Origin of the sequence: Thioalkalivibrio sp. ALMg11 (assembly GCF_000377905.1) — a bacterium.
Taxonomy (GTDB): domain Bacteria; phylum Pseudomonadota; class Gammaproteobacteria; order Ectothiorhodospirales; family Ectothiorhodospiraceae; genus Thioalkalivibrio.
Map to the genome: position 1 here is coordinate 92,358 of NZ_KB898876.1, position 25,885 is coordinate 118,242.

Annotated in this window: 18 protein-coding genes, 1 tRNA gene and 1 pseudogene; 12 read left to right on the plus strand and 8 right to left on the minus strand. The window is 64.6% G+C overall.

Annotated features, from left to right (window positions below; translation table 11 throughout):
* Nucleotides 1-69: 69 nt before the first annotated feature.
* Nucleotides 70-160, plus strand: a tRNA-Ser gene (locus D578_RS0111140).
* Nucleotides 161-500: 340 nt separating this feature from the next.
* Here the strand turns inward: D578_RS0111140 and D578_RS0111145 are convergent.
* The 3 genes from D578_RS0111145 to D578_RS0111155 are packed head-to-tail and all read right to left on the minus strand — an operon-like array spanning nt 501 to nt 5,286.
* On the minus strand, nt 501-2,186 hold the full coding sequence (locus tag D578_RS0111145) for an amino acid ABC transporter ATP-binding/permease protein (RefSeq protein ID WP_018950022.1): 1,686 nt from the start codon (nt 2,184-2,186) through the stop codon (nt 501-503).
* Nucleotides 2,179-3,897, minus strand: coding sequence for a thiol reductant ABC exporter subunit CydD (gene cydD, locus D578_RS0111150; protein ID WP_018950023.1), 1,719 nt, complete (start codon nt 3,895-3,897; stop codon nt 2,179-2,181). Before cydD ends, D578_RS0111145 begins: the two co-directional genes overlap by 8 nt.
* A 3-nt stretch (nt 3,898-3,900) precedes the next feature.
* Nucleotides 3,901-5,286, minus strand: a complete 1,386-nt coding sequence (locus D578_RS0111155) for an NAD(P)/FAD-dependent oxidoreductase (RefSeq protein ID WP_026289308.1) — start codon at nt 5,284-5,286, stop codon at nt 3,901-3,903.
* A 367-nt stretch (nt 5,287-5,653) separates the two neighbouring features.
* Between D578_RS0111155 and D578_RS0111160 the strand changes: the two genes are divergently transcribed.
* From D578_RS0111160 to D578_RS0111180, 5 genes are all read left to right on the plus strand, one after another.
* The gene (locus tag D578_RS0111160) at nt 5,654-7,060 is read left to right on the plus strand and encodes a cytochrome ubiquinol oxidase subunit I (protein WP_018950025.1); all 1,407 of its coding nucleotides are present in this window, start codon (nt 5,654-5,656) and stop codon (nt 7,058-7,060) included.
* A gap of 3 nt (nt 7,061-7,063) precedes the next feature.
* On the plus strand, nt 7,064-8,068 hold the full coding sequence (gene cydB / locus D578_RS0111165; protein WP_018950026.1) for a cytochrome d ubiquinol oxidase subunit II: 1,005 nt from the start codon (nt 7,064-7,066) through the stop codon (nt 8,066-8,068).
* 195 nt (nt 8,069-8,263) lie between these two features.
* Complete coding sequence (locus D578_RS0111170; RefSeq protein ID WP_018950027.1) at nt 8,264-9,748, plus strand: sigma-54-dependent Fis family transcriptional regulator; 1,485 nt, start codon at nt 8,264-8,266, stop codon at nt 9,746-9,748.
* Nucleotides 9,749-9,926: 178 nt separating this feature from the next.
* A complete protein-coding gene (locus D578_RS0111175) occupies nt 9,927-10,583 on the plus strand; it encodes a hypothetical protein (protein WP_018950028.1) in 657 nt (218 codons plus the stop codon).
* Nucleotides 10,584-10,763: 180 nt separating this feature from the next.
* The gene (locus D578_RS0111180; protein WP_018950029.1) at nt 10,764-11,390 is read left to right on the plus strand and encodes a peroxiredoxin; all 627 of its coding nucleotides are present in this window, start codon (nt 10,764-10,766) and stop codon (nt 11,388-11,390) included.
* 108 nt (nt 11,391-11,498) lie between these two features.
* Here the strand turns inward: D578_RS0111180 and gloA are convergent, their stop codons facing one another.
* From gloA to trxB, 5 genes are all read right to left on the minus strand, one after another.
* Entirely contained in the window at nt 11,499-11,999 is a 501-nt protein-coding gene (gloA, locus tag D578_RS0111185; RefSeq protein WP_018950030.1) for a lactoylglutathione lyase, read from the minus strand.
* Between the two features lie 359 nt (nt 12,000-12,358).
* Entirely contained in the window at nt 12,359-13,033 is a 675-nt protein-coding gene (locus D578_RS0111190; protein WP_018950031.1) for a hypothetical protein, read from the minus strand.
* A 336-nt stretch (nt 13,034-13,369) separates the two neighbouring features.
* Nucleotides 13,370-14,125: a leucyl/phenylalanyl-tRNA--protein transferase gene (gene aat / locus D578_RS0111195; protein ID WP_018950032.1), complete on the minus strand. Its 756-nt coding sequence runs from the start codon at nt 14,123-14,125 to the stop codon at nt 13,370-13,372.
* Nucleotides 14,126-14,761: 636 nt separating this feature from the next.
* Nucleotides 14,762-16,039, minus strand: a complete 1,278-nt coding sequence (locus tag D578_RS0111200) for a GNAT family N-acetyltransferase (RefSeq protein ID WP_018950033.1) — start codon at nt 16,037-16,039, stop codon at nt 14,762-14,764.
* A 4-nt stretch (nt 16,040-16,043) separates the two neighbouring features.
* Nucleotides 16,044-17,159 carry a thioredoxin-disulfide reductase gene (trxB, locus tag D578_RS0111205; protein ID WP_018950034.1) on the minus strand — a complete coding sequence of 372 codons (1,116 nt, stop codon included), beginning with the start codon at nt 17,157-17,159 and terminating at the stop codon, nt 16,044-16,046.
* Between the two features lie 436 nt (nt 17,160-17,595).
* Here trxB and D578_RS0111210 point away from each other — a divergent pair, with 436 nt between their 5' ends.
* The 6 genes and pseudogenes from D578_RS0111210 to D578_RS0111230 all read left to right on the plus strand — a co-directional run bounded on the left by D578_RS0111210 (nt 17,596) and on the right by D578_RS0111230 (nt 25,484).
* Entirely contained in the window at nt 17,596-20,490 is a 2,895-nt protein-coding gene (locus tag D578_RS0111210) for a ribonucleoside-diphosphate reductase subunit alpha (protein WP_018950035.1), read from the plus strand.
* Between the two features lie 97 nt (nt 20,491-20,587).
* Complete coding sequence (locus D578_RS0111215) at nt 20,588-21,826, plus strand: ribonucleotide-diphosphate reductase subunit beta (RefSeq protein WP_018950036.1); 1,239 nt, start codon at nt 20,588-20,590, stop codon at nt 21,824-21,826.
* Nucleotides 21,827-23,040: 1,214 nt separating this feature from the next.
* Nucleotides 23,041-23,556: a hypothetical protein gene (locus D578_RS0111220; RefSeq protein ID WP_018950037.1), complete on the plus strand. Its 516-nt coding sequence runs from the start codon at nt 23,041-23,043 to the stop codon at nt 23,554-23,556.
* Between the two features lie 273 nt (nt 23,557-23,829).
* Nucleotides 23,830-24,543: a hypothetical protein gene (locus D578_RS15935; protein WP_155996783.1), complete on the plus strand. Its 714-nt coding sequence runs from the start codon at nt 23,830-23,832 to the stop codon at nt 24,541-24,543.
* Nucleotides 24,544-24,688: 145 nt separating this feature from the next.
* A pseudogene (locus D578_RS15940) lies at nt 24,689-24,796 on the plus strand (transposase); the annotation flags it as partial.
* Nucleotides 24,797-25,097: 301 nt separating this feature from the next.
* The gene (locus D578_RS0111230; protein WP_155996784.1) at nt 25,098-25,484 is read left to right on the plus strand and encodes a hypothetical protein; all 387 of its coding nucleotides are present in this window, start codon (nt 25,098-25,100) and stop codon (nt 25,482-25,484) included.
* Nucleotides 25,485-25,885 lie beyond the last annotated feature (401 nt).

Below are 25,885 nucleotides of genomic sequence, written 5' to 3' on the forward strand. Positions count from 1 at the left end.
CGGAGGCTGCGATCAGCCTTCCGGGCCTTTCATTTGAAGGCCCAAGGCCTTATCCTGTGCCGCGTTTCCGGAGAGTTGGCCGAGTGGTCGAAGGCGCTCCCCTGCTAAGGGAGTATGGGTCAAAAGCCCATCGAGGGTTCGAATCCCTCACTCTCCGCCAAATCCTGCAAAGGGGCCCGAGTGGCCCCTTTCGCACGTCTGGCCCCCGAGATTTGCGGGATTCGAACCCGAGATATAAGAACGATGGTTCGACCGGTGGCGCGTAGCGACACCGGAACGCCGCAGCGTAGCGAAGGCGGCCCGAAGGGCGACCGGCGCAGCCGGGCGTAATCCTCACTCTCCGCCAAATCCTGCAAAGGGGCCCAAGTGGCCCCTTTCGCACGTCTGGCCCCGGGCGTCCGGCCCCTAACCCTGCTTGTTGATCAGAACCCGTTTGTCCGGCCACCGCAGCCTGTGCTGGGTTCCCGGGCTTCGTTTGTCTGCAAGGCCCCGGGGGGGCATCAGTTCCGAGCCAGGGGCATGGCGAGGTCGAGGTGCGGCCAGCTTGCGGGCAGCTGTTCCGGGGCATGGGTGACCAGGATGCACTGACGGTCCTGAAGCCAGGGCTGGAGCCGTTCGATCACCCTTTGTTGCGTGGCCGTGTCGAGGCCGGTAAAGGGTTCGTCGAGCAGGACGACGGGGCGATCCTGAAGGACCACGGCCGCCAGCGCGAGGCGGCGACGCTGGCCTCCGGAGAGGTAGGAGCCGCCTTCGCCGATGCGGTAGTCCAGGCCCTCGTCGGTGCCGCGCACGCTCGCGGCGAGATCGACCCGCTCCAGGGCTTCCCATAGTGCGGCGTCGTTCAGCGCCGTCTGGCTTGGGTTGAGGATGGCGCGGAGGGTCGTATCCGGCAGTTGCAGCCCCTGGGGCAGGTAGCTGATGTGGCGGTAACGGCCATCGGTCGCGATCGCGTTCAGCTTGGCCTCACCCAGCGAGACGGTACCGGTCAGGGGCGGGAGTTCACCGGCCAGGGTGTCCAGCAGGGTGCTCTTGCCGCGCCCGCTGGCCCCGCTGATCACCAGGGGGCGGCCGCGCGCGGGGGCGATGTCCAGTGGGCCGAGTAACGGGCGTTCGCGGCGAAAGCCGATGGTCAGACCGCGTGCGTGCAGCGCGAGGGCGGCGTCGCGAGGGAGCGGGTCCAGCAGCTCGGCGGGCGGTCTGGCCTGGGTGGCGGTGGTCTCCAGATGCTGGACGCGCCCGGCCGCCTCCAGACTCTCGCCGGCCCGCCACCACGCCCCGGGCAGGCTGCCCAGGACCTCGCCCAGGCCCAGGGTCATCAGCGGCAGCAACACGGCGACGGGCGCGGTGAGGATTCCGTCCCGATACCAGCCCAGTGCGAGTACCAGCATCAACAGGGCGGAGGCGCCGACCAGGCCCTGGACGATCTGTTCGGAGGCGACCGAAAACGCCTCCTGAGCGCGTTGCCGGCCGGCGTAGTCCGCGTTTTCCCGGCGCAGGCTGGCCTCGTGTTCGCGGGCGCGGTCGTAGGCCAGAAGCTCGGCCAGGCCGCCGATGTAATCGAACAGCCCAACGCGTTCGCGGACCCGTGCCTGCACCAGCGCGTGGCTGCGCCGCTGCCCGGCAAGGGCGAGCAGTAGGGACACCGCGAGGGTTGCGACACCGGAGCCGGCGAGCACCGCCGCTGCGGGCCATGGCGCCAGCCAAAGGGCGATGATCAGCGTGGTGGTCAGGCTTAGCGCGGCCGCGATCATCGGCCCGGCGACGCGCAGGGGCATCGCGTCCAGGGTGTCGATGTCCCCGGTCAGGCGGGTCTGCAGGTCGCCACTGCGGTAGGCGCGAATGCGTTCCATGGGCAACGCCGCGAGGCCGCGAAAGCTGCGGCCGCGCAGGTCGGCCAGGCTGCGCAGCACCGCCTCGTGGCTGACCAGGCGTTCGAAGTAGCGCGCCAGGGTGCGACTGATCGCGGCGGTGCGGATGCCGCCGGACGGCACGTAAAGGTCCAGGGTGGCCAGCAGGCCCGCGCCCGCCAGGGCGGTCGCAGTGATGAACCAGCCGGACAATGCCAGCAGGGCTATCCCGGCGATCCAGGTCAGCGCCAGCAGGCCCCAGGCGCCCCAGTACCAGCCCTGGCGCTGTCGGAACACGCGGTGAAGAAAGGCCAGCCCCGCGCGGGTTTCGTTATGCATGGTGAGCCTCCGGCGTGGCCGGCGCCAGTTCCAGGCGTTGGGGGCAGCGCTGGTGGATGGCGGCATGATGGCTCGCGATGACCAGCGTCAGGCCGCGAACATCGGCCAGCTGAAACAGCGTGTCGAGCAGGGCCTGTTCGGTGTCCGGGTCCAGCGCGCTGGTGGGTTCGTCTAACAGCCAGAGACGGTGGCCGGAGAGCAGGGCGCGCGCTACGGCAACACGCTGGGCCTGACCGCCGGAGAGCCCGTGCTGGGCCTCGCCGATGGCGGTATCCAGGCCATCGGGAAGCTCGGGTGCCTCGAGCGGCAGGCCGGCCTGTTGCAGGGCGCTGGCCATCTCCGCATCCGGGATCGTGTCGCGGCGGGCGAGCTGCAGGTTTTCCCGCAGGCTGCCGTGGAACAGATGGGCGTCCTGGTCGATCCAGGCGAAATGGCGGGCCATCGGATGGCGCCGGATCGTACCCGTGGCGGGCGGCAGAAAGCCGGCACACACCGCGAGCAGGGTGGACTTACCGCTGCCACTGGGCCCCGTTAGCGCAAGATGGGCCCCGGCGTGGACTGCGAGGTCGAGATCCGCCAGTGCCGGCGTGCGCTGACCCGGGTAGTGCACCGTGACCCCCTCGAGTTGCAGCCAGGGGGCCGCCGCGTCCTCGTCGGCGGGCGCGGAGGCCTCTGCGGGGTCCATGGGGTCGGAGGGCGACGCAAGGGCGGGGGCGAGTGTCTGCGCGGCGGCCAGCGCGCCGGCGCGGTCATGGTAGCTCTGGGCGAACTGGCGTAGCGGCAGGAAGTACTCCGGCGCCAGCAGCAGGATGAACAGGCCGGTGAACAGGGTGATGTCGCCGGCCGGCCCGTAGTCGATGGCACCGAACAGGGCGAAGCCAATGTAGATCGCAACCATGCCGATCGCGACGGCGCTGAAGAACTCCATGATCGCCGAGGACAGGAACGCGACCCGCAGGGTGCGCATGGTCAGCCGCCGTTGCTGGTGACTGCGTTCGACGACCTCGGCCTCGGTGGCTGCGATGGCGCGCGCGCGGCGCAGCCAGTCCAGGGTGCGGATGCGGTCGAGAAAGTGCCCCGCCAGCCGGTTCTCCTCCTCCTGCTGGCGCCGATGGATCTGTTCCGCGCCCATGCCGACGATCGCCATGAAGGCCGGGATCAGGGGGGCGGCGAGCAGCAACAGCAAGGCGGCGAGCCAGTCCAGCCAGAGCGCCGCGACCAGGATGGCCAGCGGCGTCAGGATGACCGCCTGGCGGGCCGGAAGATAGCGTGCGTAATAGCCGGTCAGGTCATCCACTCGTGTCTGGAACTGTTCCGCCCAGGCGCCCGCGGTGGTCTGCCCGGCCAGCCGTGTCGGTCCCGTGTGGCGGGCCTGGCGCAGGAGGTCGGCGCGCAGCTGCTGCTTCACCGCAAAGGCGAGGCGGTGACCGGCCAGATCTCGCAGGGCCTGAGCGGAATACCGCAGTGCGAGCAACACGAGACCCCCGAGCAGGATCCCCGGCAGGTACGGGGCGTCGGCGGCGAACAGGGTGCCGTGGACCGCCCAGGCCACGAGCCCTGCCAGGGCAATGGTGGCCAGTGTCGCCACCAGCGTGCTGGCGGCGCTGAGGACCAGCCAGCGGCGGTGCGGCTGCTGGCGTGTGTGCAGCCATTGCCCCGGCGAGGCGCGTTCGCCCGTCGCATGCGTGTCTGTTGTGGCCGGTTCCGTCATCGACTAGCGCAGGTAGCGCCCGCGCAGCATGTTGAAGTACAGCGGCTTGATCATGTGGACCTTCAGGCGCCACCACATCCAGCTCGGGGCGCCCTGATCGAGGAAGGTGAAGGTCGGGACCTCCTCGAGGCTGTAATCGAACTCGACCAGGGCCGCCTTGCCCACCTCGGTGATCAGCGGGCAGGAGGTGTAGCCGTCGAACCGCCGTGCGGGCTCGCGATCCTGGAGTACGTCCACCAGATTGTCCGGCATCACCGCACCATGCGAGCGCACGGTCGAGGCGGTCTTGCCGATCGCGGTCGAGACCACATCCCCGGCACCGAAGATGTTCGGGTACTCCACGTGCTGCAGGGTGCGGTCATCCACCGCCAGCCAGCCGCCGTCCGACAGGGGCCCGTCCGCCACCGCCAGCCCCGCCTCGCGAACGAAGTCGTGCGCGCGCATCGGCGGGGTCACGTGGAGGTAGTCGTAGTCCACGGTCTCGCGGCCGCCGTCGCGGGTCTGGAACTGGGCCTGGCGGGCATCGATATCCACCGCCACCAGGGCGCCGCCGTCGTTCACGGCCACGCTGCGCTCGGCGTAAAGGTCGCGCACCATGTGGTCGAAGCGTTGCACGCTGAACAGCGTCTCGGAGGCGCTGTGATAGTGGAAATCGGCCCCGGAGCGCCGTCCGGCGGTGCGCAGCAGATCGTCAGCGATGAAGGTCGCCTTGATCGGCGCACCGGCACACTTGATCGGGGTGTTGGGAATGGTGAAGCGCGCCACTCCGCCGTTTTCGCCAAAGGTATGGATCTGTTCGTAGGCGTCACGCGCGGCCTCGGCGCTGGCGTACAGGCTGGTCAGGCCGGGGCGGCCGATATCCTCGCGGCGCAGCCCCTCGATCGCCTCGTAGTCCAGGTGCAGACCGGTGGCGACCACCAGGAAGTCGTAGTCGAGCCGGTCACCGCCGGTGGTCTCGACGCGTTGCGCCTCGGGGTCGATGGCTGCCACCGCGGAGCGGACCCAGTCCACGCCACGCGGGATGTAACGTTCATTGCGGCGCTGTACCTCGCCGACCGAATAGACACCGGCGGCCACCAGGGTCCAGCCCGGCTGGTAATGGTGGATCTCGCTCGGTTCGACAATGGTGATCCGCGCCCCGTCCAGCAGGTCGCGCAAGCGGGCGGCCATGGTCATGCCTGCGGCACCCCCGCCCAGCACCACGATGCGGGCCTGGCTGGAAACGGCCGCGCGGGCCGGAGCGGCGTGCACGCCGGTCGCCGACACCAGGCCGGCGGCACCGGCAATCTTCAGGAAATCGCGCCGGGACAGCCCGCGCAGCGCCTCGTCGGCCTGGCGGGCCATGGCTTTTTCAATCGCTGGTTGCTTCGGGTCTTCGGGCTGGTGCATTGCTCTCTCCGCGTATCCGTCTGCCGCGCCGAGACCGGGCGGGCTAGTTGTGATGGTCACGCCGCCTTCAAGCGGTTCGTGTGACGGATTGCTTACAAGTTGCATGCCAACACCGGCAGGCCGTTCCAGCGGGCCTTGTGTGCCGATATTGGCGGGACCAGACTGCCATTAATGACAGTCGCGCGACACGTAACTGACGAAAATGGCAGCCAAACACCGGCTGGAGCCCGCGCCCGGCGACCGGGAAAACGCCGGTTTCTGGCGTCCAGGCGGCGGCAGCCGTCCGGACGCCCAGGCTGGCACGGTACTTGTTAGGAGGTTCATCGATACGTCATTTCGGCGTGCCCTTGACTACGGAGGAAAGGCCATGGAGCTCGACCCCATACTGCTATCGCGAATTCAGTTCGCGTTCGTGGTTTCGTTTCACGCGATCTTTCCGGTCTTCACGATCGGGCTGGCTTCGTTTATCGCGTTTCTTGAGTTCCGCGCCTGGAAGACCGGCGAGGCGATCTATACCCAGATCTCGAAGTTCTGGATCAAGATCTTCGCGGTGGTCTTCGGTATGGGCGTGGTCTCCGGACTGGTCATGTCGTTCCAGTTCGGTACCAACTGGAGCGCGTTCTCCTACGCCACGGCCAATTTCCTCGGGCCCGTGCTGTCCTACGAGGTGCTGACCGCGTTCTTCCTGGAGGCGGCCTTCCTCGGCGTCCTGCTGTTCGGACGCGACAGGGTCCCCCAGGGCGTGCACCTGTTCGCGGCGCTAATGGTGGCATTGGGCACGTTCATCTCGTCCTTCTGGATCCTGGTGGCCAACAGCTGGATGCAGACGCCGGTCGGCTTCGAGCTGCACGACGGGGTATTTCACGTCTCGTCCTGGATCACGGCCATCTTCAACCCGAGCTTCTGGCCGCGCTTCTTCCATATGGGCCTGGCCTCGCTGCTGACGGCGGGCTTCGTGGTCGCCGGGGTCTCCGCCTGGTACCTGCTGCGCCAGCGCGACGTGGTCATGAATCGCAAGGCCCTGGGCACCACGATGTGGGTGCTGCTGTTCGCGGCCCCGGCCCAGCTGGTGGTCGGCGATATCCACGGCCTCAATACCTTCGAGCACCAGCCGACCAAGGTGGCGGCGATGGAAGGCGTGTGGGAGACCGAACGCGGCGCACCACTGCTGCTGTTTGCCATCCCGGACTCGGCCAACGAGACAAACCACTTCGAGATCGGTATCCCGAAGATGGCGAGCTTCATTCTGACCCACGATCTGGACGGTGAAGTGCCGGGCCTGCTGGAGGTCCCCGCGGAGGAACGTCCGCCGGTGGGCATCACCTTCTGGTCGTTCCGCATCATGATTTCGATTGGCATGGTGATGATCCTGTTCGTCCTGGTCGGTGCCTGGCTACGCTTCCGGCGCCGGATGTACTCCTCGCCGCGCTTCCTCAAGGGCCTGTCGTGGATGATCCCGGCGCCATTCATTGCGGTGGTCGCGGGCTGGTTCGTGACCGAGACGGGGCGCGCCCCCTGGCTGGTGTACGGCGTCATGAATCATGCCGAGGGCATCACGCCGGCCCTCACCGGCGGCATGGCGCTGTTCACCCTGATCGGCTACGTGGCGGTCTACGCGGCGGTGTTCAGTGGCGGGGTCTATTACCTGTTCCGCATCGTGCACCAGGGCCCGGAACCGGCCGATGCCACGCATGCAGCGGCGCACGCCAAGCGGCCCCTCTCGGCCGCCGACACCTGGATCGACGACGCCGCGGTCCGCGGTGAAAGGAGCTAAGTCATGGAAACCACGCTTGATATCACGCTGATCTGGGTCGTCATCATCGCGGTGGCCCTGATCGCCTACGTGCTGATGGACGGGTTCGACCTCGGGGTGGGGATCCTGTTTCCCTTCGCCCCGGGGGAGACCTCGCGCGACGTGATGATGAACTCGGTCGCCCCGGTGTGGGATGGCAACGAGACCTGGCTGATCCTTGGAGGGGCGGGGCTGCTGGCGGCCTTCCCGCTGGTGTACTCGGTGTTCCTGCCGGCGCTCTATATCGGGGTCTTCCTGATGCTGGCGGGGTTGATCTTCCGCGGCGTGGCCTTCGAATTCCGGTTCAAGGCGCATCGTTCCAAAGGGTTGTGGAATGCCGCCTTCGCGATCGGATCGGCGGTGGCGGCCTTCGCCCAGGGCGCGGTAGTGGGTGCCTACATCCAGGGGTTCGAGATGGACGGCCTCAGTTTCGCCGGCGGTCCGCTCGACTGGCTGACGCCCTTCACTGTACTCACCGGGATCGGGCTGCTGGCGGGCTATGCCCTGCTGGGGTCCACCTGGCTGATCGTCAAGACCGAGGGCGAGACCCAGGCCTTTGCCTATCGGGTCGCACCGTGGATGCTGGCGGCCGTGCTGCTGGTGTTCGGCGCAGTGAGCTTCATTACCCCGTTCATTGATCCGAAGGTGATGGAGCGCTGGATGGGTACCTGGCAGTACCTCTGGGTGTTGCCGGCCCTGGCGCTGCTCTCCTCCTGGGTGCTGATCCGCGCGGTTCGCCGCCGCCACGAGGGGATCCCCTTCGTGGCCACTATCGCCCTGTTCATCACCACCTACCTGGGGCTGCTGGTGAGCAAGTGGCCGTATGTGGTGCCGCCGGACTACACGTTCTGGGATGCGGCCTCCTCGCCGGACGCCCAGCTGTTCACCCTGGTAGGCGCGCTGTTCGTGATCCCGATCATCCTGGGCTACACCGCGTGGACCTACTGGGTCTTCCGCGGGAAGGTGACCCCGGAGACCGGCTATCACTAGGTCGCTTCCAGTACGCGCCCGACCCCAAGCCGAACGGGGCCCCGGCGGCTTGGCCGGGGCCCCGTTCGAGGTTGGTGTTCGTGGGGCTAGCGGGGTGCACGGCGAGCGATCGGCGGATCTCCCCGGATCGCCGGGGTCGCGGTGCAGCGGTCGCGGCGGGTCTTCGAGTTGCGGGCAACGTACGGGGGTGAACCCATGCCGTTGAACATCACTCGACTGAACGTGTCTATTGGGCAGCGCGACGGTGCCGTTTCGACCGTCGGATACGCAGTCCAGTACCCCCTTGTGCGAGGCGACGTGACGAGCATCCCGAAGAAGGATCCGGACCCGCAGGACACGCATGTCGAGACCCTGCGGCAGATGCTGGAGCTATTCCGGGAGCCGGCGATCCTGCTGTCCCCGGACTATCGCATCCTCGCTGCCAATGCGGCGTACCAGCACGTGTACGGAACAGATCGCGATGGTTCCGGCCGCAGCTGCTTCGAGGCCTCCCACGGGTTCCGGCGCCCTTGCGACGAGGCTGGCGAATCCTGCCCGCTGCGGGCGGCCCTGAGCAGTGGGCATCGCGAACGCGTCCTGCACGTGCATCACACCGAGTCTGGTCGCGAACACGTGGACGTGGAGTTGTTGCCTATCCAGGGCGCGGGTGGCGAGGTCCTGTATCTGGTCGAGCGGCTCCATCACCTGCCGGTATCAACTCCGCATGCGGGCGCCGGCGGCCTGGTGGGTCGATCGAAGGCCTTCAATGCCATGCTGGGTCTGATCAGCCGGGTGGCGCCGAGCAATGCCTCGGCCCTGCTGCTTGGCGAGTCCGGCACCGGCAAGGAACTGATCGCCCGGGCGATCCACGAGGAAAGCTCCAGGAGCCAGTCCCCGTTCGTGCCGGTGGAGTGCTCCGGGCTGACGGAAACGCTGTTCGAAAGCGAATTGTTCGGCCACGAAAAGGGTGCATTCACCGGGGCGACCTCGGCCAAGGCGGGCTTGGTGGAGGCCGCCGAGGGCGGGACCCTGTTCCTCGACGAGGTGGGCGACATCCCGCTAAGCCAGCAGGTCAAGCTGCTGCGCCTGCTGGAAACCCATGCCTATCGCCGAGTCGGGGGTGTGGAGTCGCGGGGGGCGGACTTCCGTCTGGTCTGCGCGACCCACCGCGACCTCGAGGCCATGGTGCGGGCCGGCGAGTTCCGCGAGGATCTGTACTACCGCATCAACACTTTCCCGATCGACGTGCCGCCCCTGCGGCAGCGCGCCGAGGACATACCGCTGCTAGTGGATGCGTTGATCGAGCGTCTGGACCTGACTGTACGTCCCCGGCTCGATGCCGAGGCGCAGAAACTTCTCAAGCGCTATTCATTCCCGGGGAATGTGCGCGAGCTGCGCAACATCCTCGAGCGGGCGGCATTGCTGGCCAATGGCGAGACCATCCGCCCGGACCAGCTGCCGGACCGGGTGCGGGAGGGCGCGAGCCAACAGGGCGGCCAGGATCCCGGGCGGATGAATGCCTTGCTGCACCCGCAGTCCCTGCGCCCCCTGGACGAGATCGAGCGCGAATACCTGCGGCATGCGGCGGCGGTCTACCCCGGTGATCGTCGTGCCCTGGCGCAAACCCTGGGGATCAGCGAACGCAGCCTGTACCGGCGCTTGCGCCAGCTCGAGGGCGACGCCGACGAACAGGAGGCCTGACGCGTTGATCCCGGTGGGGTGGGGCAGGCAGCCCCGCCCGTTCCGTGGGCCAGCAGCGTCCGGGGGAAGCGGCCGGACGTCCCTTGGTGGCCCGTCAAAGTGGACGGGGGTACGCCGTTACCGCCTGGAACATGAATACCGACGATATGCCAATAGACCAAAGCCACTGGAGTCTCACATGAACAAGAGCGTACTCACCCTTTCCCTGTCCGCCGCCCTGCTGGCGAGCCCGATGCTGGCCTCGGCCGAGCCGCTGTCGTTCGGCGAGCACCAGACCGTCCGCTCGATGGCCAGTGTCGGTATCGGCCAGGCGATCGTGAACCAGATGGGGGCCGGTTCGATGGCCGTCATCAACAACCCGTCCGCCGTCTGCGGAGCCCTGGCCGGCGGGCTGGGTGCGTCGATGCTGTCGGCCGCCCCGCAGGCCGGCTTCCGCATCGCGACCCTGCGTTCCGGCGAGGACGCGGCGGTCGCAGTGCAGGTGACCGCGGACAAGGACGTGGCCTACCTCGCGCTGGGTGGCTCGCTGGATCGCGAGGAGAACATTGCGCTGGCCCACGCCTATCTGCAGGAGCTGGCCGCGTCCGAATGGGACGGCACCCTGGTGCTGCATATCTCCTCGTGGATGCAGAAGCAGGTCCAGGCCGTGGCGGAGGCCGACGAAGCCGTGGCCGACTATCTCGAGGGCCTCCGCATGGTGGCGCTCCAGCCCGATCTGGCGGCGGGGCAGGCGGTGATGCTTGGAGTGAATTTCGACGGTGAGAGCTTCACAACCGAAGAGGTCGGTCGTCAGGACATGCGCGAGGACCTGGTGGAGCTGTTCCGCCGCATGTAATCCAGTGGGGATGGCCCGGGGAGGGCTCATTTCCTTCCCGGGCCATCGTTAGCTTTCCGCTATCGAGTCGTTAGTGAATTAGTAATTCCCGATATGCGCGGATCCAGATACGGTGGTTCGCACATGGAGGCACGGCCCCATGAGATGCCGAACCAACCTCTAGAATGAAAGGAGTACATCATGGCACTGCATTTGGGCGATACCGCACCGAATTTCCAGATTGACACCACCCAGGGCAAGATCGATTTCCACGAATGGATCGGCGACTCCTGGTGCTTTTTCTTCAGCCACCCGGCCGATTTCACCCCGGTGTGCACCACCGAGATGGGCCGTACCGCCCAGCTGGCCAAGCAGTTCGCGGACCGCAACGTGAAGCCGCTGGGTCTGTCGACCGATACGGTCGAAGAGCACAACAAGTGGATCGAGGACGTCAACGACACCCAGGACACCACGCTGGAGTTCCCGATCGTCGCGGATGCCGACAAGAAGATCTCGGAGCTCTACGAGATGATCCACCCGGGCGAGAGCGAGACCGCGGCGGTGCGTTCCGTCTACATCATCGACCCGAACAAGAAGATTCGTCTGATGATGACCTATCCGATGTCGGTGGGCCGCAACTTCGACGAGATCCTGCGGGTGATCGATGCGCTGCAGACCGGTGACAAGCACGGGATCGCGACGCCGGCCGACTGGACCCCGGGTGCTCGCGTGATCATCCCGCCGACGGTCAGCAACGAAGACGCGCAGAAGAAGTTCCCGCAGGGCTTCGAGGAGATCCGCTCCTACCTGCGCTACACCAAGGTCTGATCCGGACCAACCAGCGACCTCGCCCGGCAACGGGCGGGGCCGTACTCCCGGGATGGGAGCAGGGGCCGCAAGGCCCCTTTTTTGTGTCTGGCTACTGCGGGCGAGTGGCTAGCGGCCCAGGCCGGTGAGGCGGGCGGGTTCCAGGATCTCGATCCAGTAGCCGTCGAGGTCCTTCACGAAGGCGATGTCCTTCAGGCCGCCCTCGTCCGGGCGCTTTACGAACTCCACGTCGTTCTGGTCGAACCAGCGCACGGCCGCGTCCAGGTCCGGGACCGAGAAGCAGATGTGGCCGAAGCCCTGTGGTTCCTCGTTGCCGTCGTGGTAGTGAAAGTCCGCGTCCTTCTCGGTGCCGTAGTTGTAGGTCAGCTCGAGGATGCCGCGCTGGCTGAACATCCAACGGGTGGCCTCGCCGGCGTCCTTGGGCGGCTGCGGCTCGTCCTCGCCAAGCTGCGCGAGGAAGTAGAGCGTGAACTCGAACTCCGGGAAGTCGAGGGTCTTCACCAGCTGCATGCCGAACACGCGCTGGTAGAAGTCCAGCGCCTTCTGCGGGTCCTTCACGCGCAGCATGGTGTGGTTGAAGCGAAAGCCTGCGGTCGGGTTGTCGCTCATGGTGTGTCCTTGTCTCGGCCAAAGGGGGTGTCCCGGAAGACTGGAACACAGGCGGCGTGGTTCCCTCAAGTGTGGCCGTCACGCGTCGGAGGTTGGGGCGGGGCGGTTGGATTCCGTCACTGCGAGGAGGCCCCGCCGACGCGGTAGTCTGTCGGGGATGCCCCGACGCCTGGGCAACGTTGGGGGGATCGCTTCGCTGCGCTCGCGATGACGGGAGGCGTGGCCGTGGTGGGGCGGTTGGGGCTGCGTCACTGCGAGGAGGCGTAGCCGACGTGGCAGTCTGTCGGGGTTCCCCGGCGCCGGGGCAGCATCGGGCGATCGTTTCGCGGCGCTCGCGATGACGGACAGCGTGGCCGTGGCTACTGCCGGCAGAAGGGCCAAACCTGGTAGAAGCGGCGGCAGCGGAACTCGGACTCGCAGCTCTGTAGCTGGGACTCGTAGCGGTCGGCGCGCTGAGCCACCTGTCGGGCCGCGGCCCGGACCTGCGGCTTGCTCTGGTAGCTGCCGCGGTTATAGCCGCCCTGGCCTTCGTGGTAGGCGAGGTAGAGGTGTTCCGAGTTGTACAGCGACACGCCCGTCATACGCTGGGTGCGCGCGTTGTACCAACCGATGAAGTCGGTCGCGTGCTTCATGTGCGAACGTCGTGCGAAGCGGCTGCCGGCATCGTCCTGGTATTCGCCCCAGACCGGGTCCTGGGCCTGGGCATAGCCCCGGGCGGAGGAGGGGCGGCTCCACGGAATGAAGCCGAGCAGGCGTTCGCGGTCCGGGCGTACGTGGCTGCGGAAGGAGGACTCCTGCTGGATGAACGACATCTGGGTCGCGATCGGCGTGCCCCATTCCCGCTCGGAATCCCGCGCATGGTCGTACCAGCGCGGCTGCTCGCGGAAGATCTCGCAGATGTTGCTTTGGTCCTGGGGCGGGGAGGGTGCCAGCGCGGCGCAGCCGGCGGTGATGGCGGCCAGCGCAAGCAGCAGCCCGGCCCGCGAAATGGCGACGAGCGTCCGCCGCGTCTTCCTTGATCCTGCCTTGTTCACCCGAATCTCCCGCCCGGTTCCCCCAATGGCCCGCGAGTATAAAGCACCGCTGGCCGGTTAGAAGAGCATTGGGGGTGCGGGCCTGCCCGCGTAGCTTCCGCGGTATCCCCGCGGGCGGAGACGGTTCAGTGGATGAGTCTGGTGGCTGTGTCGCGAGATCCCGGCTCTCCGCTGCGCTCCGGCCGGGATGACGGGGAGGTGGCTGGCCGGGATGATGGGGAGATGGCTGGCCGGGGTGACGGTCGTGGGAGGCCAGCGAGCGCCCTCTGTGGGAGCGGGCTTTCCCGCGAAGCCCCTGCCCGCGTCGGGCCCGGGCGCCGCCGTGGGGGCTGGATGCTACGTCTGGCTGTGCCACCCCTCATCCAGCGGGCTCAGCGCCGGGTCGGTCCGCCAGGGCCCCGGTTCTATCGGCTCCTGCGCAATCTTGCGGATGCGCGCGATGAACTCGCGCCGGGGTATAGCCTCGGCACCCAGGTTCAGCAGGTGCTCCGTCTCCATCTGCACGTCCACCAGCGGCCAGCCCCAGGCGACCAGGTGGCGGCACAGCCAGGCCAGCGCCATCTTGGAGGTATCCCGCTCGCGCGAGAACATCGATTCGCCGCAGAACAGTCGCCCGACCGCCACGCCATAAAGCCCGCCGATCAGGCGCGGGCCGTCCCACACCTCCACCGAGTGCGCATGCCCCGTGCGGTGCAGTGCGATATAGGCCTGCTGCATGCTGGTGGTGATCCAGGTGCCGTCGGCGTAGTCGCGGGGGCCGGCGCAGGCGTCGATGACGGCCTCGAAGGCGCGATCGAAGCTGACCGTATAGCCGCGATTGCGGATCGCCTTCTTCAGGCTGCGGTGCAGCCGGAACCGGCTCGGCTCCAGCACTGCGCGCGGGTCCGGGCTCCACCACAGGATCGGCTGCCCGGCCTCGAACCAGGGGAACACCCCGGAGCGGTAGGCATTCAGCAGGCGCGGCACGGAGAGATCGCCGCCGGCCGCCAGCAGGCCGTTCGGCTCGAGCAGCGCTTGCGCCGGGTCCGGAAACGGCGCTTCCGGGTGCTCCGGATCCAGCCAGGGCAGGGTGATCTGCGGGCCGGACGTCATGGGACGAGCCCCCATCGGCCAGAGGGCTGGCCTCCTGCAGGTGGGGGTGGGTGTCCGGGGCCCTGTAGGAGCGCAGCCCTCTGCGCGGTCGGGCGTTGGCCCGGCCCCCATCGGCCAGAGTCCTGCGCGGGCAGGGGCTTCGCGGGCAAGCCCGCTCCCACAGGGTGATCCGGGATCCCCGAGTGCGGAGAAGGTCCAGTCGGCGAGCCTGTTGCCTGGGTTGGGAGATCCCGGCTCTTCGCTGCGCTACGGCCGGGATGACGAGGTGGGGCACTGCGGCCGGGATGATGGGTCTCGGTGTGCCGGCGGCATTGTAGGAGCCTGCTTGCAGGCGAATGGGGTGCGGCGGAGTCCAGCGCGGGCAGGGGCTTCGCGGGCAAGCCCGCTCCCACAGGGCGATCCGGGATATTCGCGGCTGGCCATGGGTGGACGGGCAAGCGGGTGGCCAGCGTTGGGAGATCCCGGGTCTTCGCTGCGCTGCGGCCGGGATGACGGGGGGAGGGGTGGCCGGGATGACGGTTGTGGGCGGCCGGGGAGGGCCCATGAAACCGTGGGCGCGGGGTTTGTGGGAGCCGGTCCTGTGGGAGTGGGTCCGCTCCCACAGGACCGGCTCCCACGGGGCGAGCCGGGTTCAAGTTAGTGGTCGGGCACATCATCGGACTGGGCCTGGCGATAGGGCGAGTGTTCGTGCAGGCGCTCGCACTGGGTGTGCATCATCTGTGCCTCGCGCTCGCAGAAGTCGCGCACCGGCTGGTCGAAGCCCTCGGTCAGGATCATGTGGGCCGAGTAGGTCGGCGTGGGCAGGAAGCCGCGCGGGATCTTGTGCTCGCCCTGGGCGCCCGGCTCGAAGCGCGCCAGCCCCTCGCGGATGCAGAACTCGATGCCCTGGTAGTAGCAGGTCTCGAAGTGCAGGTCGGCCAGGTCCTCGGTGCAGCCCCAGAAGCGCCCGTACAGGGTGTCGTGGCTGCGATAGCAAAGCGCGGCGGCGATGGTCTCGCCGTCACCATTCGCGCCGGGGTCCGTCGCATCCGGGTCCGCCACGCTCGGGCGCCGGGCCTCGAACAGCACCACCTGGTCGCCAAGCTCGGCCGCGGTCTCGACAAAGAAGGCCTCCGACAGCGTCGGGATGCCCATGTGCTTCTCGAAGGTATCCACGTAGAAGCGGTGAAAGCGCGCCCAGTCCTCCGCCTGCCCGGTGGCGCCGGTGAGGGTGCGAAACACGATCCCGGCCTCGTTCACACGGCGGCGTTCGCGCTTGATGTTCTTGCGCTTCTTCGAGCTGAGCGCGCCCAGGAAGGCGTCGAAGTCCGCGTAACCCCCGTCCGCGGCATTGGTCCAGTGGTACTGGCAGCCCATGCGCTCGGCCAGGCCCAGCTCGCGGGTCACGTCCAGATCGTCCTGATTGGGGAACAGGATGTTCACGCCGGAGGCGTTCAGCTCGCGCCCGCGGGTGACCAGCGCGCGGACCAGCAGGGTGCGCAGGTGATCGAAGTCCGGCGCCTCCGGGTGCACCAGCAGGCGCGGCCCGGTGGCCGGGGTGTAGGGCACGGAGACGACCAGCTTGGGGTAGTAGTTGAGCCCGTGGCGGTTCCACGCGCCTTCCCAGGCGAAGTCGAACACGAACTCGCCGTAGTTGTTGGTCTTGGCATAGGCCGGGGCCGCCGCGACCAGCTGGTCGTCGCGGAAGATCAGCACATGCTGCGGGAACCAGCCGAACTGCCGGCCCAGGCACTCGTGGCGCTCCAGGCCTTCCAGAAAGGCGTGGCGCAGAAACGGCTCGGTGCCGCCGGTCAGGGCATCCCAGGCAGCCGGATCCACCTCGGCCAGGCCGTCGCGCAGCTCGACGCGCTCCGCCACGTCACCCGTGTCGTCCTCCGACGGGTCCGGTGCCTGGGTGTCGCCCTCGGCGCTCATGCGATCAACCGAGCTTGTCCAGGTACTTCTCCGCGTCCAGTGCGGCCATGCAGCCGGTGCCGGCGGAGGTGACCGCCTGGCGATAGACGTGATCCATCACGTCGCCAGCGGCGAACACGCCCGCCACGGAGGTGGCAGTGGCGTTGCCTTCCAGCCCGCTTTGCACCTTGATATAGCCGCCCGCCATATCCAGCTGGCCCTGGAAGATGTCGGTGTTCGGCTTGTGGCCGATGGCGATGAACACGCCCATCAGCTCGAGATCCTTGGTCTCGCCGGACTGGGTGCTCTTGAGCCGCGCGCCGGTCACGCCGGTCTCGTCGCCGAGGATCTCTTCCAGGGTGTGGTTCCACTCGATGGTGACGTTGCCGTTCTTTTCCTTCTCGAACAGCTTGTCCTGCAGGATCTTCTCCGAGCGCAGCGAATCACGCCGATGCACCAGGGTGACCTCGGAGGCGATGTTGGACAGGTACAGCGCTTCCTCGACCGCGGTGTTGCCGCCGCCGATCACCGCCACCTTCTGGTTGCGGTAGAAGAAGCCGTCGCAGGTGGCGCAGGCGGACACGCCCTTGCCGGCGAAGGTGGTCTCGGACTCCAGCCCCAGGTACTGCGCGGAGGCCCCGGTGCAGATGATCAGGGCATCACAGGTGTATTCGCCGGAGTCGCCGATCAGGCGGTAGGGCTGGTCCTTTAGCTGCACCGTGTGGATGTGGTCAAAGATCACCTCGGTGTCGAAGCGCTCGGCGTGCTTCTGCATGCGCTGCATCAGCTCGGGACCCTGCACGCCCTCGTTGTCGCCGGGCCAGTTGTCCACGTCGGTGGTGGTCATCAACTGGCCGCCCTGTTCCAGGCCGGTGATCACGACCGGGTTCAGGTTGGCGCGCGCGGCGTAGACGGCGGCGGTCCAGCCGGCCGGGCCGGAGCCCAGGATCAGCAGCGGGCAGTGGCGCGTTGCCTTCTCGCTGCCGCCCTTTTTCGGCTGGGTCGCGGTGTCGCCGCCGGAGGAGAGCGAGACGGCGCCGGTGGCGGACTGCATGGCCCCCGTGGCGACGGCGGCCTTGGGCGCGTCCTGCTTGCCGGCCTGCTTGCTCTTCTTGTCGGATGAGTCCTTGGCGTCGCTCATGCGGTACTCCCTGTCGATTCGATGAATACGGCTGGCGCCGCCGGCCCGGCCGGCAACGCAAAAAAGTGGGTTCGATAAGGCGGGGATTATTGGGACGCGGCGGGTCTTTGTCCAACATCGCCACGCCGGGCGTGGATGCCCCAAAGCGGTCCCCGCGCGCGATACCGATTCGGTAATCGCAGGCCATAAAACATTTTCATGTTCTCGTGGGCCGCAGACACCCGGCGGGGAGTCACTACATCGGCGTTTGGTGGATAACCCGGGCGCCTCGCCAGGAATGGCGACAGGACGGGGAATGGCCGATTTTATCCACAGCTTGCCCACGGCTTGTGCGCGGCTTGTTCTTTCTTGAGGCACTATATCTAGTGGCTATGCAGTTCCCGATCCCCGATCTATAGTATCCCACGTTCGATCCAACACCAGCGCGAGGCCCGTCATGCACAGCGATTCCCATACTGCCACAGCCCAGCAGGGCACCCAGTACCCGCCGCAAGCCGAACCGTCGGCCGAGGTCCTGGCGACCAGCCCGGGCCAGCACCAGGTGATTCGCCGCAATGGCAAGGTGACCGGCTTTGATGCCTCCAAGATCGAGGTCGCGGTGACCAAGGCCTTCCTCGCGGTGGAGGGCGGCAATGCCGCGGCCAGCCGTCGCATCCACGAGGTGTCGAAGGAAGTCGCCGGGCAGGTGGTGGACAGCCTGTTCCGCCGCGCCGGGACCCAGGGCATGACGGTCCATATCGAGGATATCCAGGACCACGTGGAGCTGGCGCTGATGCGCAGCGGCCACCACAAGGTCGCGCGGGCCTACGTGATCTACCGCGAGCAGCAGTCGCAGAAGCGCGCTGCCGAGGCCGCCGAGCAGGGTGCGGACGAACAAGCCGAGGCCGTCACGCTGAACGTGACCCGTGCCGACGGCACCCTGGCCCCGCTGGACGAGGACCGCCTGCAGGCGGTGGTCGCCGAGGCCTGCGCCGGCATCGAGCAGGTGGATGGCGAGAAGATCCTGACCGAGGCCCGCCGCAACCTGTTCGACGGCGTGGCCGAGAAGGATGTCTCCACCGCGCTGGTGATGGCCGCGCGGGTGATGATCGAGAAGGAGCCCAACTACTCCGAGGTCACCGCGCGTCTGCTGATGGACGCGCTGCGCCGCGAGGCCCTGAGCTTCGTGCACGGCCGCCCGGAAGAGGCCACCCAGGCCCAGCTGGCCGAGCGCTATGCCGATTACTTCGGTGCCTACATCAAGCGCGCCGCCGAGCTGGAGCTGGTCGACAGCGAGCTGACCCGCTACGACCTCGAACGCCTGGGCGCCGCGCTCAAGCCCGAGCGTGACCTGCAGTTCACCTATCTCGGCCTGCAGACCCTGTTCGATCGCTACTTCATCCACAGCGATGGCACCCGCTTCGAGCTGCCGCAGGCGTTCTTCATGCGTGTGGCGATGGGCCTGGCGATCAACGAGATCGACCGCGAGGCCCGCGCGATCGAATTCTACAACCTGCTGAGCTCGTTCGACTTCATGAGCTCCACGCCGACCCTGTTCAACTCCGGCACCCTGCGTCCGCAGCTCTCCAGCTGCTACCTGACCAGCATCCCGGATGACCTCGACGGCATCTACAGCGCCATCCGCGACAACGCGCTGCTGTCCAAGTTTGCCGGCGGGCTGGGCAACGACTGGACCCGCGTGCGCGGCATGGGCGCCCACATCAAGGGCACCAACGGCAAGTCCCAGGGCGTGGTCCCGTTCCTCAAGGTCGCCAACGACACCGCGGTGGCGGTGAACCAGGGCGGCAAGCGCAAGGGCGCGGTGTGCGCCTACCTCGAGACCTGGCATATCGATATCGAGGAGTTCATCGAGCTGCGCAAGAACACCGGCGACGACCGCCGCCGCACCCACGACATGAACAGCGCCAACTGGATCCCGGACCTGTTCATGAAGCGCGTGGCCGAGGATGGCGACTGGACCCTGTTCTCCCCGAACGAGGCGCCCGACCTGCACGACCGGATCGGCGCCGACTTCGAGAAGCGCTACAACGAGTACGAAGAGAAGGCCGCGCGCGGCGAGATGCGCGTGTACAAGACCATGAAGGCCGTCGACCTGTGGCGGAAGATGCTCGGCATGCTGTTCGAGACCGGCCACCCGTGGGTCACCTTCAAGGACCCGTGCAACCTGCGCAGCCCGCAGCAGCACACCGGCGTGGTCCATAGCTCCAACCTGTGCACCGAGATCACCCTGAACACCTCGGATGACGAGATCGCGGTGTGCAACCTGGGCTCGATCAACCTGGCCGCGCACATCAGCGAGGCCGGCGAGCTGGATCAGGCCAAGCTGCAGCGCACCGTGAACACGGCCATGCGCATGCTCGACAACGTGATCGACTACAACTACTACTCGGTACCGCAGGCGCGTCGCTCCAACATGCGTCACCGCCCGGTGGGCCTGGGGATCATGGGTTTCCAGGATGCGCTGTACAAGCTGCGCCTGCCGTATGCCTCCGAGGCCGCCGTGGAGTTCGCCGATGCCTCCATGGAGGCGGTGTCCTACTACACCATCCAGGCCTCGACCGATCTGGCCGAGGAGCGCGGGCGCTACGAGAGCTTCCCCGGCAGCCTGTGGAGCCAGGGCATTCTGCCGATCGACTCGATCGAAAAGCTGGCCGAGACCCGCGGCGAGTACCTGCAGATGGACACCACCCAGCGCCTGGAGTGGGACAAGCTGCGCAAGCGGGTGAAGAAGGTCGGCATGCGCAACTCCAACACCATGGCGATCGCGCCGACCGCGACCATCTCCAACATCTGTGGCGTGTCGCAGTCGATCGAGCCGACCTACCAGAACCTGTTCGTCAAATCGAACCTGTCGGGCGAGTTCACCGTGATCAACCCGTACCTGGTGCGCGATCTGAAGGACCGCGAGCTGTGGGACGAGGTCATGGTCAACGACCTCAAGTACTACGACGGCTCGGTGCAGCCGCTGGACCGCGTGCCGGAGGACCTCAAGGCCCTGTACGCCACCGCGTTCGAGCTGGACACCCGCTGGCTGGTCGAGGCCGCCTCGCGCCGGCAGAAGTGGATCGACCAGGCCCAGAGCCTGAACCTGTACATGGCCGAGCCCTCCGGGCCCAAGCTGGACGCCCTGTACAAGCTGGCCTGGGTGCGCGGGCTCAAGACGACCTACTACCTGCGCTCCATGGGTGCGACCCACGTGGAGAAGAGCACCGTGGCCGACTCCTCGCGCGCCAACAAGCTGAACGCCGTCTCCGGCGGCCAGCAGGCGGCCGAGCCGGAGGCGCCCAAGGCGTGCTCCATCCTCGAGCCGGACTGCGAGGCCTGCCAGTAAGGCCCGCCCGCGAGCGGGCACCGAAACCGCACCACGCAACAAACTGAACAAAGGCCCGGCCACCGCGCCGGGCCGCCACCGAAAGAAGAGGGACACTATGCTTTCCTGGGACGATCCGATTGCCGCCGTAAAAGGCGAAGGCCAGAAACAACCCGCCGTACGCCCGGGCATGGGCTTTCAGGAGAACGAAGCCCTGATGAGCACCGCCGGCGCCGCGCCCAGCGTCCCGCCGGAGCCGGAGAACGCCGGCCAGCCGCTGGCCGAGCCCAACGAGGAGGCCCTGACCGGCACCGGTCTGGAAGACATCGAGATGGGTGCCGAGCGCATCCGCGTGGATGACAAGAAGATCATCAACTGCCACGCGGACCTCAACCAGCTCGTGCCCTTCAAGTACAAGTGGGCCTGGCAGAAGTACCTGGATGGCTGCGCCAACCACTGGATGCCGCAGGAAATCAACATGAACGCGGACATCGCCCTGTGGAAGGACCCGAACGGTCTGACCGACGACGAGCGCACCATCGTCAAGCGCAACCTGGGCTTCTTCTCCACCGCCGACTCGCTGGTGGCGAACAACCTGGTGCTGGCCGTGTACCGCCACATCACCAACCCCGAGTGCCGCCAGTACCTGCTGCGCCAGGCCTTCGAGGAAGCGGTGCACACCCACGCCTACCAGTACTGCGTCGAGTCCTTGGGGCTGGACGAGGGCGAGATCTTCAACATGTACCGCGAGGTGCCCTCCGTCGCCGTCAAGGCCGAATGGGCCCTGCCGTTCACCAAGCACCTGGCGGACCCGAACTTCCGCACCGGCACGCCAGAGGCGGACCAGAAGCTGCTGCGCGAACTGATCGCCTTCTATGTCGTGTTCGAGGGCATCTTCTTCTACGTCGGCTTCGTGCAGATCCTCTCCATGGGCCGGCGCAACAAGATGACCGGCGTGGCCGAGCAGTTTCAGTACATCCTGCGCGACGAGTCCATGCACATGAACTTCGGCATCGACGTGATCAACCAGATCAAGGTCGAGAACCCGCACCTGTGGACCGAAGACTTCAAGAACGAGATGCGCACGCTGATCCATGATGCGGTGGAGCTGGAGGCACAGTACGCCCGCGACACCATGCCCCGCGGCGTACTCGGCATGAACGCGCAGATGTTCGAGGAATACCTGCACTTTATCGCCAACCGCCGCTGCGCCCAGATCGGCCTGGCCGAGATGTACCCGGGTGCCGACAACCCGTTCCCGTGGATGAGCGAAGTGCTCGATCTCAAGAAGGAGAAGAACTTCTTTGAGACGCGGGTTACGGAGTATCAGACGGGTGGGGCTTTGAGCTGGGATTGAGGTTGGCAAGGTCGCGTCCTATTGGAACCGCGCTAAAGAAATGGATTTTAAGCAGCAGATAAATAAGGGCGCCGCGGCGCCCTTATTTGTACCGTTTGTTCTCAATGCATAAAAAGACTCTCGCGAGCATCTTGGTCCACTTCCCTGTGATGCCCAATAGATAGGAAATCCAATTGATGCCCGATATTGGACCGCTACTCTCTAATATTGGCCGAGACGAATTGCACCTATTCGAAACTATCGCTCGATCAGTAGCTGCAGTCCTCACTGTCCTATTTGGTTTAATTACCTTCTATTTCAAGTGGCAATCCTGGAGGTCTCGATCGGTCGAGCAAATAGCTATGTCTGAGACCTCTAGGGATGCGAAGAGTGGTTTTCCGATCGACCCCACAGGGCTTTTCGAAAACCATGCTCCGTTTCCTTTTATTCCTTCGAGGCTAGACACTAGGGCGCCAGATGAGAGCGGCTGGTATACTCATACAGAAGTGCGTCTGTGGAACTTCGGGAATCGCATCTTTTGCGGATCATTAGTTAAGGATTCTTCAGTCGCGCATCTATCCATCCCGAGCCGTGTTGAAGGCTATAGTTTAAGGTCGATAGTCTCAAATGATCCCGACCTCGAAATTGAGATTGGTAACCCCTATTGTAGCGTTCATGCGAAAGATGAGAGGGTTCCTATTCGTTTTGGGTTTATGCGCCCGGGAAAGGGGTTCATGTTGTCGCTCAGACATAACGATCCTGATGGCAGCGGGGTCTCAATAAGGGCATTTTCTGATACAGTCGCGCACGAGGTCATCGGCACACATCATGTCATGAAACATTCGGTTGTCAGGTTTATGGGTCGCTTGACCGAGTTCGCCGTCCTCCCTGTCTCTGGTATCGCCCTCTTTCTTTTTTACGCGGGTGACATTTGGGTTGCGGGTGCGTCCGCCATTTTTGCTTGGCTTCTGATGCGGTCCGTTATTATAAATAGGAGCTTTGTCGAGTCGCCGTCGAATTTGAACTGTCGTTACGGATGGGTCGTTCGAAGATGGGAGGAAACGTAGGCGGTGAGGTTTGGGCCAAACAGAAAGAGGGCGGGCTAGAAAAGAGTACGCATGGCTTAGCAATTCCGGGCCTCCCGCTACCAGTGCATGGGGTGATGAAAGGTTTGCGAGTGTTTATGCAGACCCAATGTCAAGAAGTCTGTCTAATCTGTTGCTAGCGGGAAATAGATGGATCTACTTCAACACGCAAAAGAGGCTTATGCGAGCGAGTTGGATCGTCGCAATGAATTGCGCCGGGCGTTGAGTCTGCCCGTGAGTATCGCGGTGGTATTTGCTGGCGCGCAGTTCTCGCTTTTTCGGGCTTTCCCATGGGAGGCTGCGGATTCGCTGCTGACGATTGCATTCGGGATGACGTGGACTGTGGCAGTGTTGGCATGGATCGCACTGGTTGCCTTATTGATTTGGGGGCATGTGGGGCACGCTTACGCTTACATCGCAACACCCAAGGAGATCCGTGATTATCGTGTGAGGCTTGCTGCGCATTATGAAACGCGTATCCCGGACCAAAGGCTCGATGAGGAATTGCAACGTTTTCTTGAGGTCGAGTATGCAGAGAACGCGCATCACAATTCGAACAGGAACGATAGAAAATCGGCGTGCCTTCATAGAGCCAACCAGGCACTGGTGGTCTCCTTGTTATTTACCGCGCTATCGGGATTCATAGTCCTTGTGGTCGATCTTTGAGGGGGGGGGATATGAGCGAGAAAGACAAAGGCAAGACGCACCAAACGCCCAGCGAGAAGCCAAGACCGACGCCACCACCGAGCCGTCTTGTCAGGGACAACGACCGGAAACCAAGAATGCAGAGATAACGGGGTCGGACCAGAACGGGTTCGGACCTCGATAACGTGCGGAAAACGCGAAGGAAACCGGTCTAGAAAGGCAAGAATAAGGGGGCACCCATGATTTCTACATGAAGGGGGTGACAGTGGTTTGAAAGGGGATAGGCAGGTTGTGTTGGCGATCTTGGTGGGTCTCTTGGGCTTTATGGCGGGGTTTTTGTCGAAAGAGAACGGTTTGGGGTTTTATGTGGATGGGATTCTAGGCGCTCTTGTTACCTTGGTTGCCGCGTTTTTCGGTGCTTGGTATGCATTTAGGTTGCATGACGACAAAGATAGAAGAAGGCGTGCAGACAGTGATGTTCGGGCGGCAAATCGGGCGATTTTTGAAATTTCAAGACACTGTAATCGACTTGCGACGTTTAGAAAACAGTTTTTGGATGAACATAAGCATAATCCTAACCGCGATTACTTGATTATGCCGGTTGCAGGGTTTTCGTGGGATGCGCCAAGCATAGACTACGATGCGCTTGCATTTTTGATTGAATCGTCGCAGCCAGATTTGCTCACGGAGGTGGCGGTAATGGAGCAATCGATTTCGTCGGCGGTCGATGTAATACGTCAGCGCTCAGAGTTTCATGTTGAAAAGTTGCAGCCTGTAGTCGAGAAATTGGAGTACGAATACGGGCCGGAATTTTCAGCCGATTTGATCGAACAGAGATTGGGGCCTAAAAATGCTCGGGTTCTTCGATTATTAACCGATTATAATTATGAATGTGTGGACACCGCTATCTCGGAAATGGAAAAAAATATGGACAGGTTGGCAGAAGCGGTGAAGAAAATCTATCCGCAACATGTCGTGGTGTCATTTAAGGTTCCAGTGACCCAATGAGCGTGCGTAAAGAAGATGACGGCATAACGGGGTCGGACCTCGGTAACCTACGGAAAAACAGCGGTAAACCGGTCTAGAAAGGGCGCGATTCGAGCTTAAAGCGGTCATTTCGGCCATAAAATTGGGCGTTCCAGGGAGGGAAGCCATGCCACGGGCGAGTCGCCATCATCTGCCGGGCCATGTCTGGCACGTTACCCATCGTTGTCACAAGCAGGAGTTTCTGCTGAAGTTTGCCCGCGACCGCAGGCTCTGGTGAAAAGAAGAGGACACCCATGATCTTCTTGACGGTCTGAGGCGGTCGGGCTAGGTTTTGGGGGGGGATTGCATGAGCGTAGAAAGAGGACACCCACAATCTTCTGGCGGTCCGGGGCGGGTCGATTAAGTTTCAGGGCGGAGGTGCCAGGATTAGGCAGGGTGCTGTGATCTCTGGAAGCTCGAGGAAAGGCAAGGTCTGGCATCTGTCGAGGGATTGGGGCCGAGTATTATAATGGTTGGAAGAGCGTGGACTTAAGTGGCGCGTGGTTTATATAAAGAATAGCAGGGAGCGAGACCACATGAGAATCAAACAAGCCGCTATCGGCGCAGCGGTTGCGATAGGATTTGGTGCATCAGCTGGCAATGCGATCGCGGATGATCGATGGAAGGTGATGGAGCCCATTGGCGACTACCAGATTGTGGTTGTTAATGAGGACCACTGGCTGGAAAAAGGCGTCTACAGTGAAATAATTCCGCATGTATGTGTGCGGCAGAGCAATCATTGCAAGGTGCTGTTTTGGAAGGATGAGGACTTGGTTCCAACGAGCTTCCCGATGAGGCATAGGAATTCATCTGGGATCGTGGCGTATAACGTATTCGAAGCAAGGGGTGTGGACTTATTTTCTGATGAAGGTTGGTCGTGTGAGATCGTAGATCAACCCGATATTTGTTTCGATGTGTACTGATGGAAGATCGCGGGCCGGAAAGAAGAGGACACCCATGATGTTCTTGACGTCCGAAATGATCCAACTTCCTCAGACCAAAAAGTCCTATCCATTCATGGAGAAGAAGATGACACCCATCATCTTCCTGACGGTCTAAGCCGGCCGGGCTAGGTTTTGGGGTGAGTTCATGGACCAAGGAGGGTCCTGATTTCTTGACGGCCTGAGGTTTCTGGACTGGTCGGGCGCGTAAAGAAGAGGACACCCACCATCTTCTAGGACAAGAAGAGGACACCCATGATTCTTGACGGCTCTCTCCCTGTCATTGCCATTCCGGCGCGCCCGGTTTCGGGGCCGGAAGCGGAACTCCTTGTTCCGGGGCCACAAGATACCCATACCGGGGGTGTGTTGTCGCGTCGGCTGGC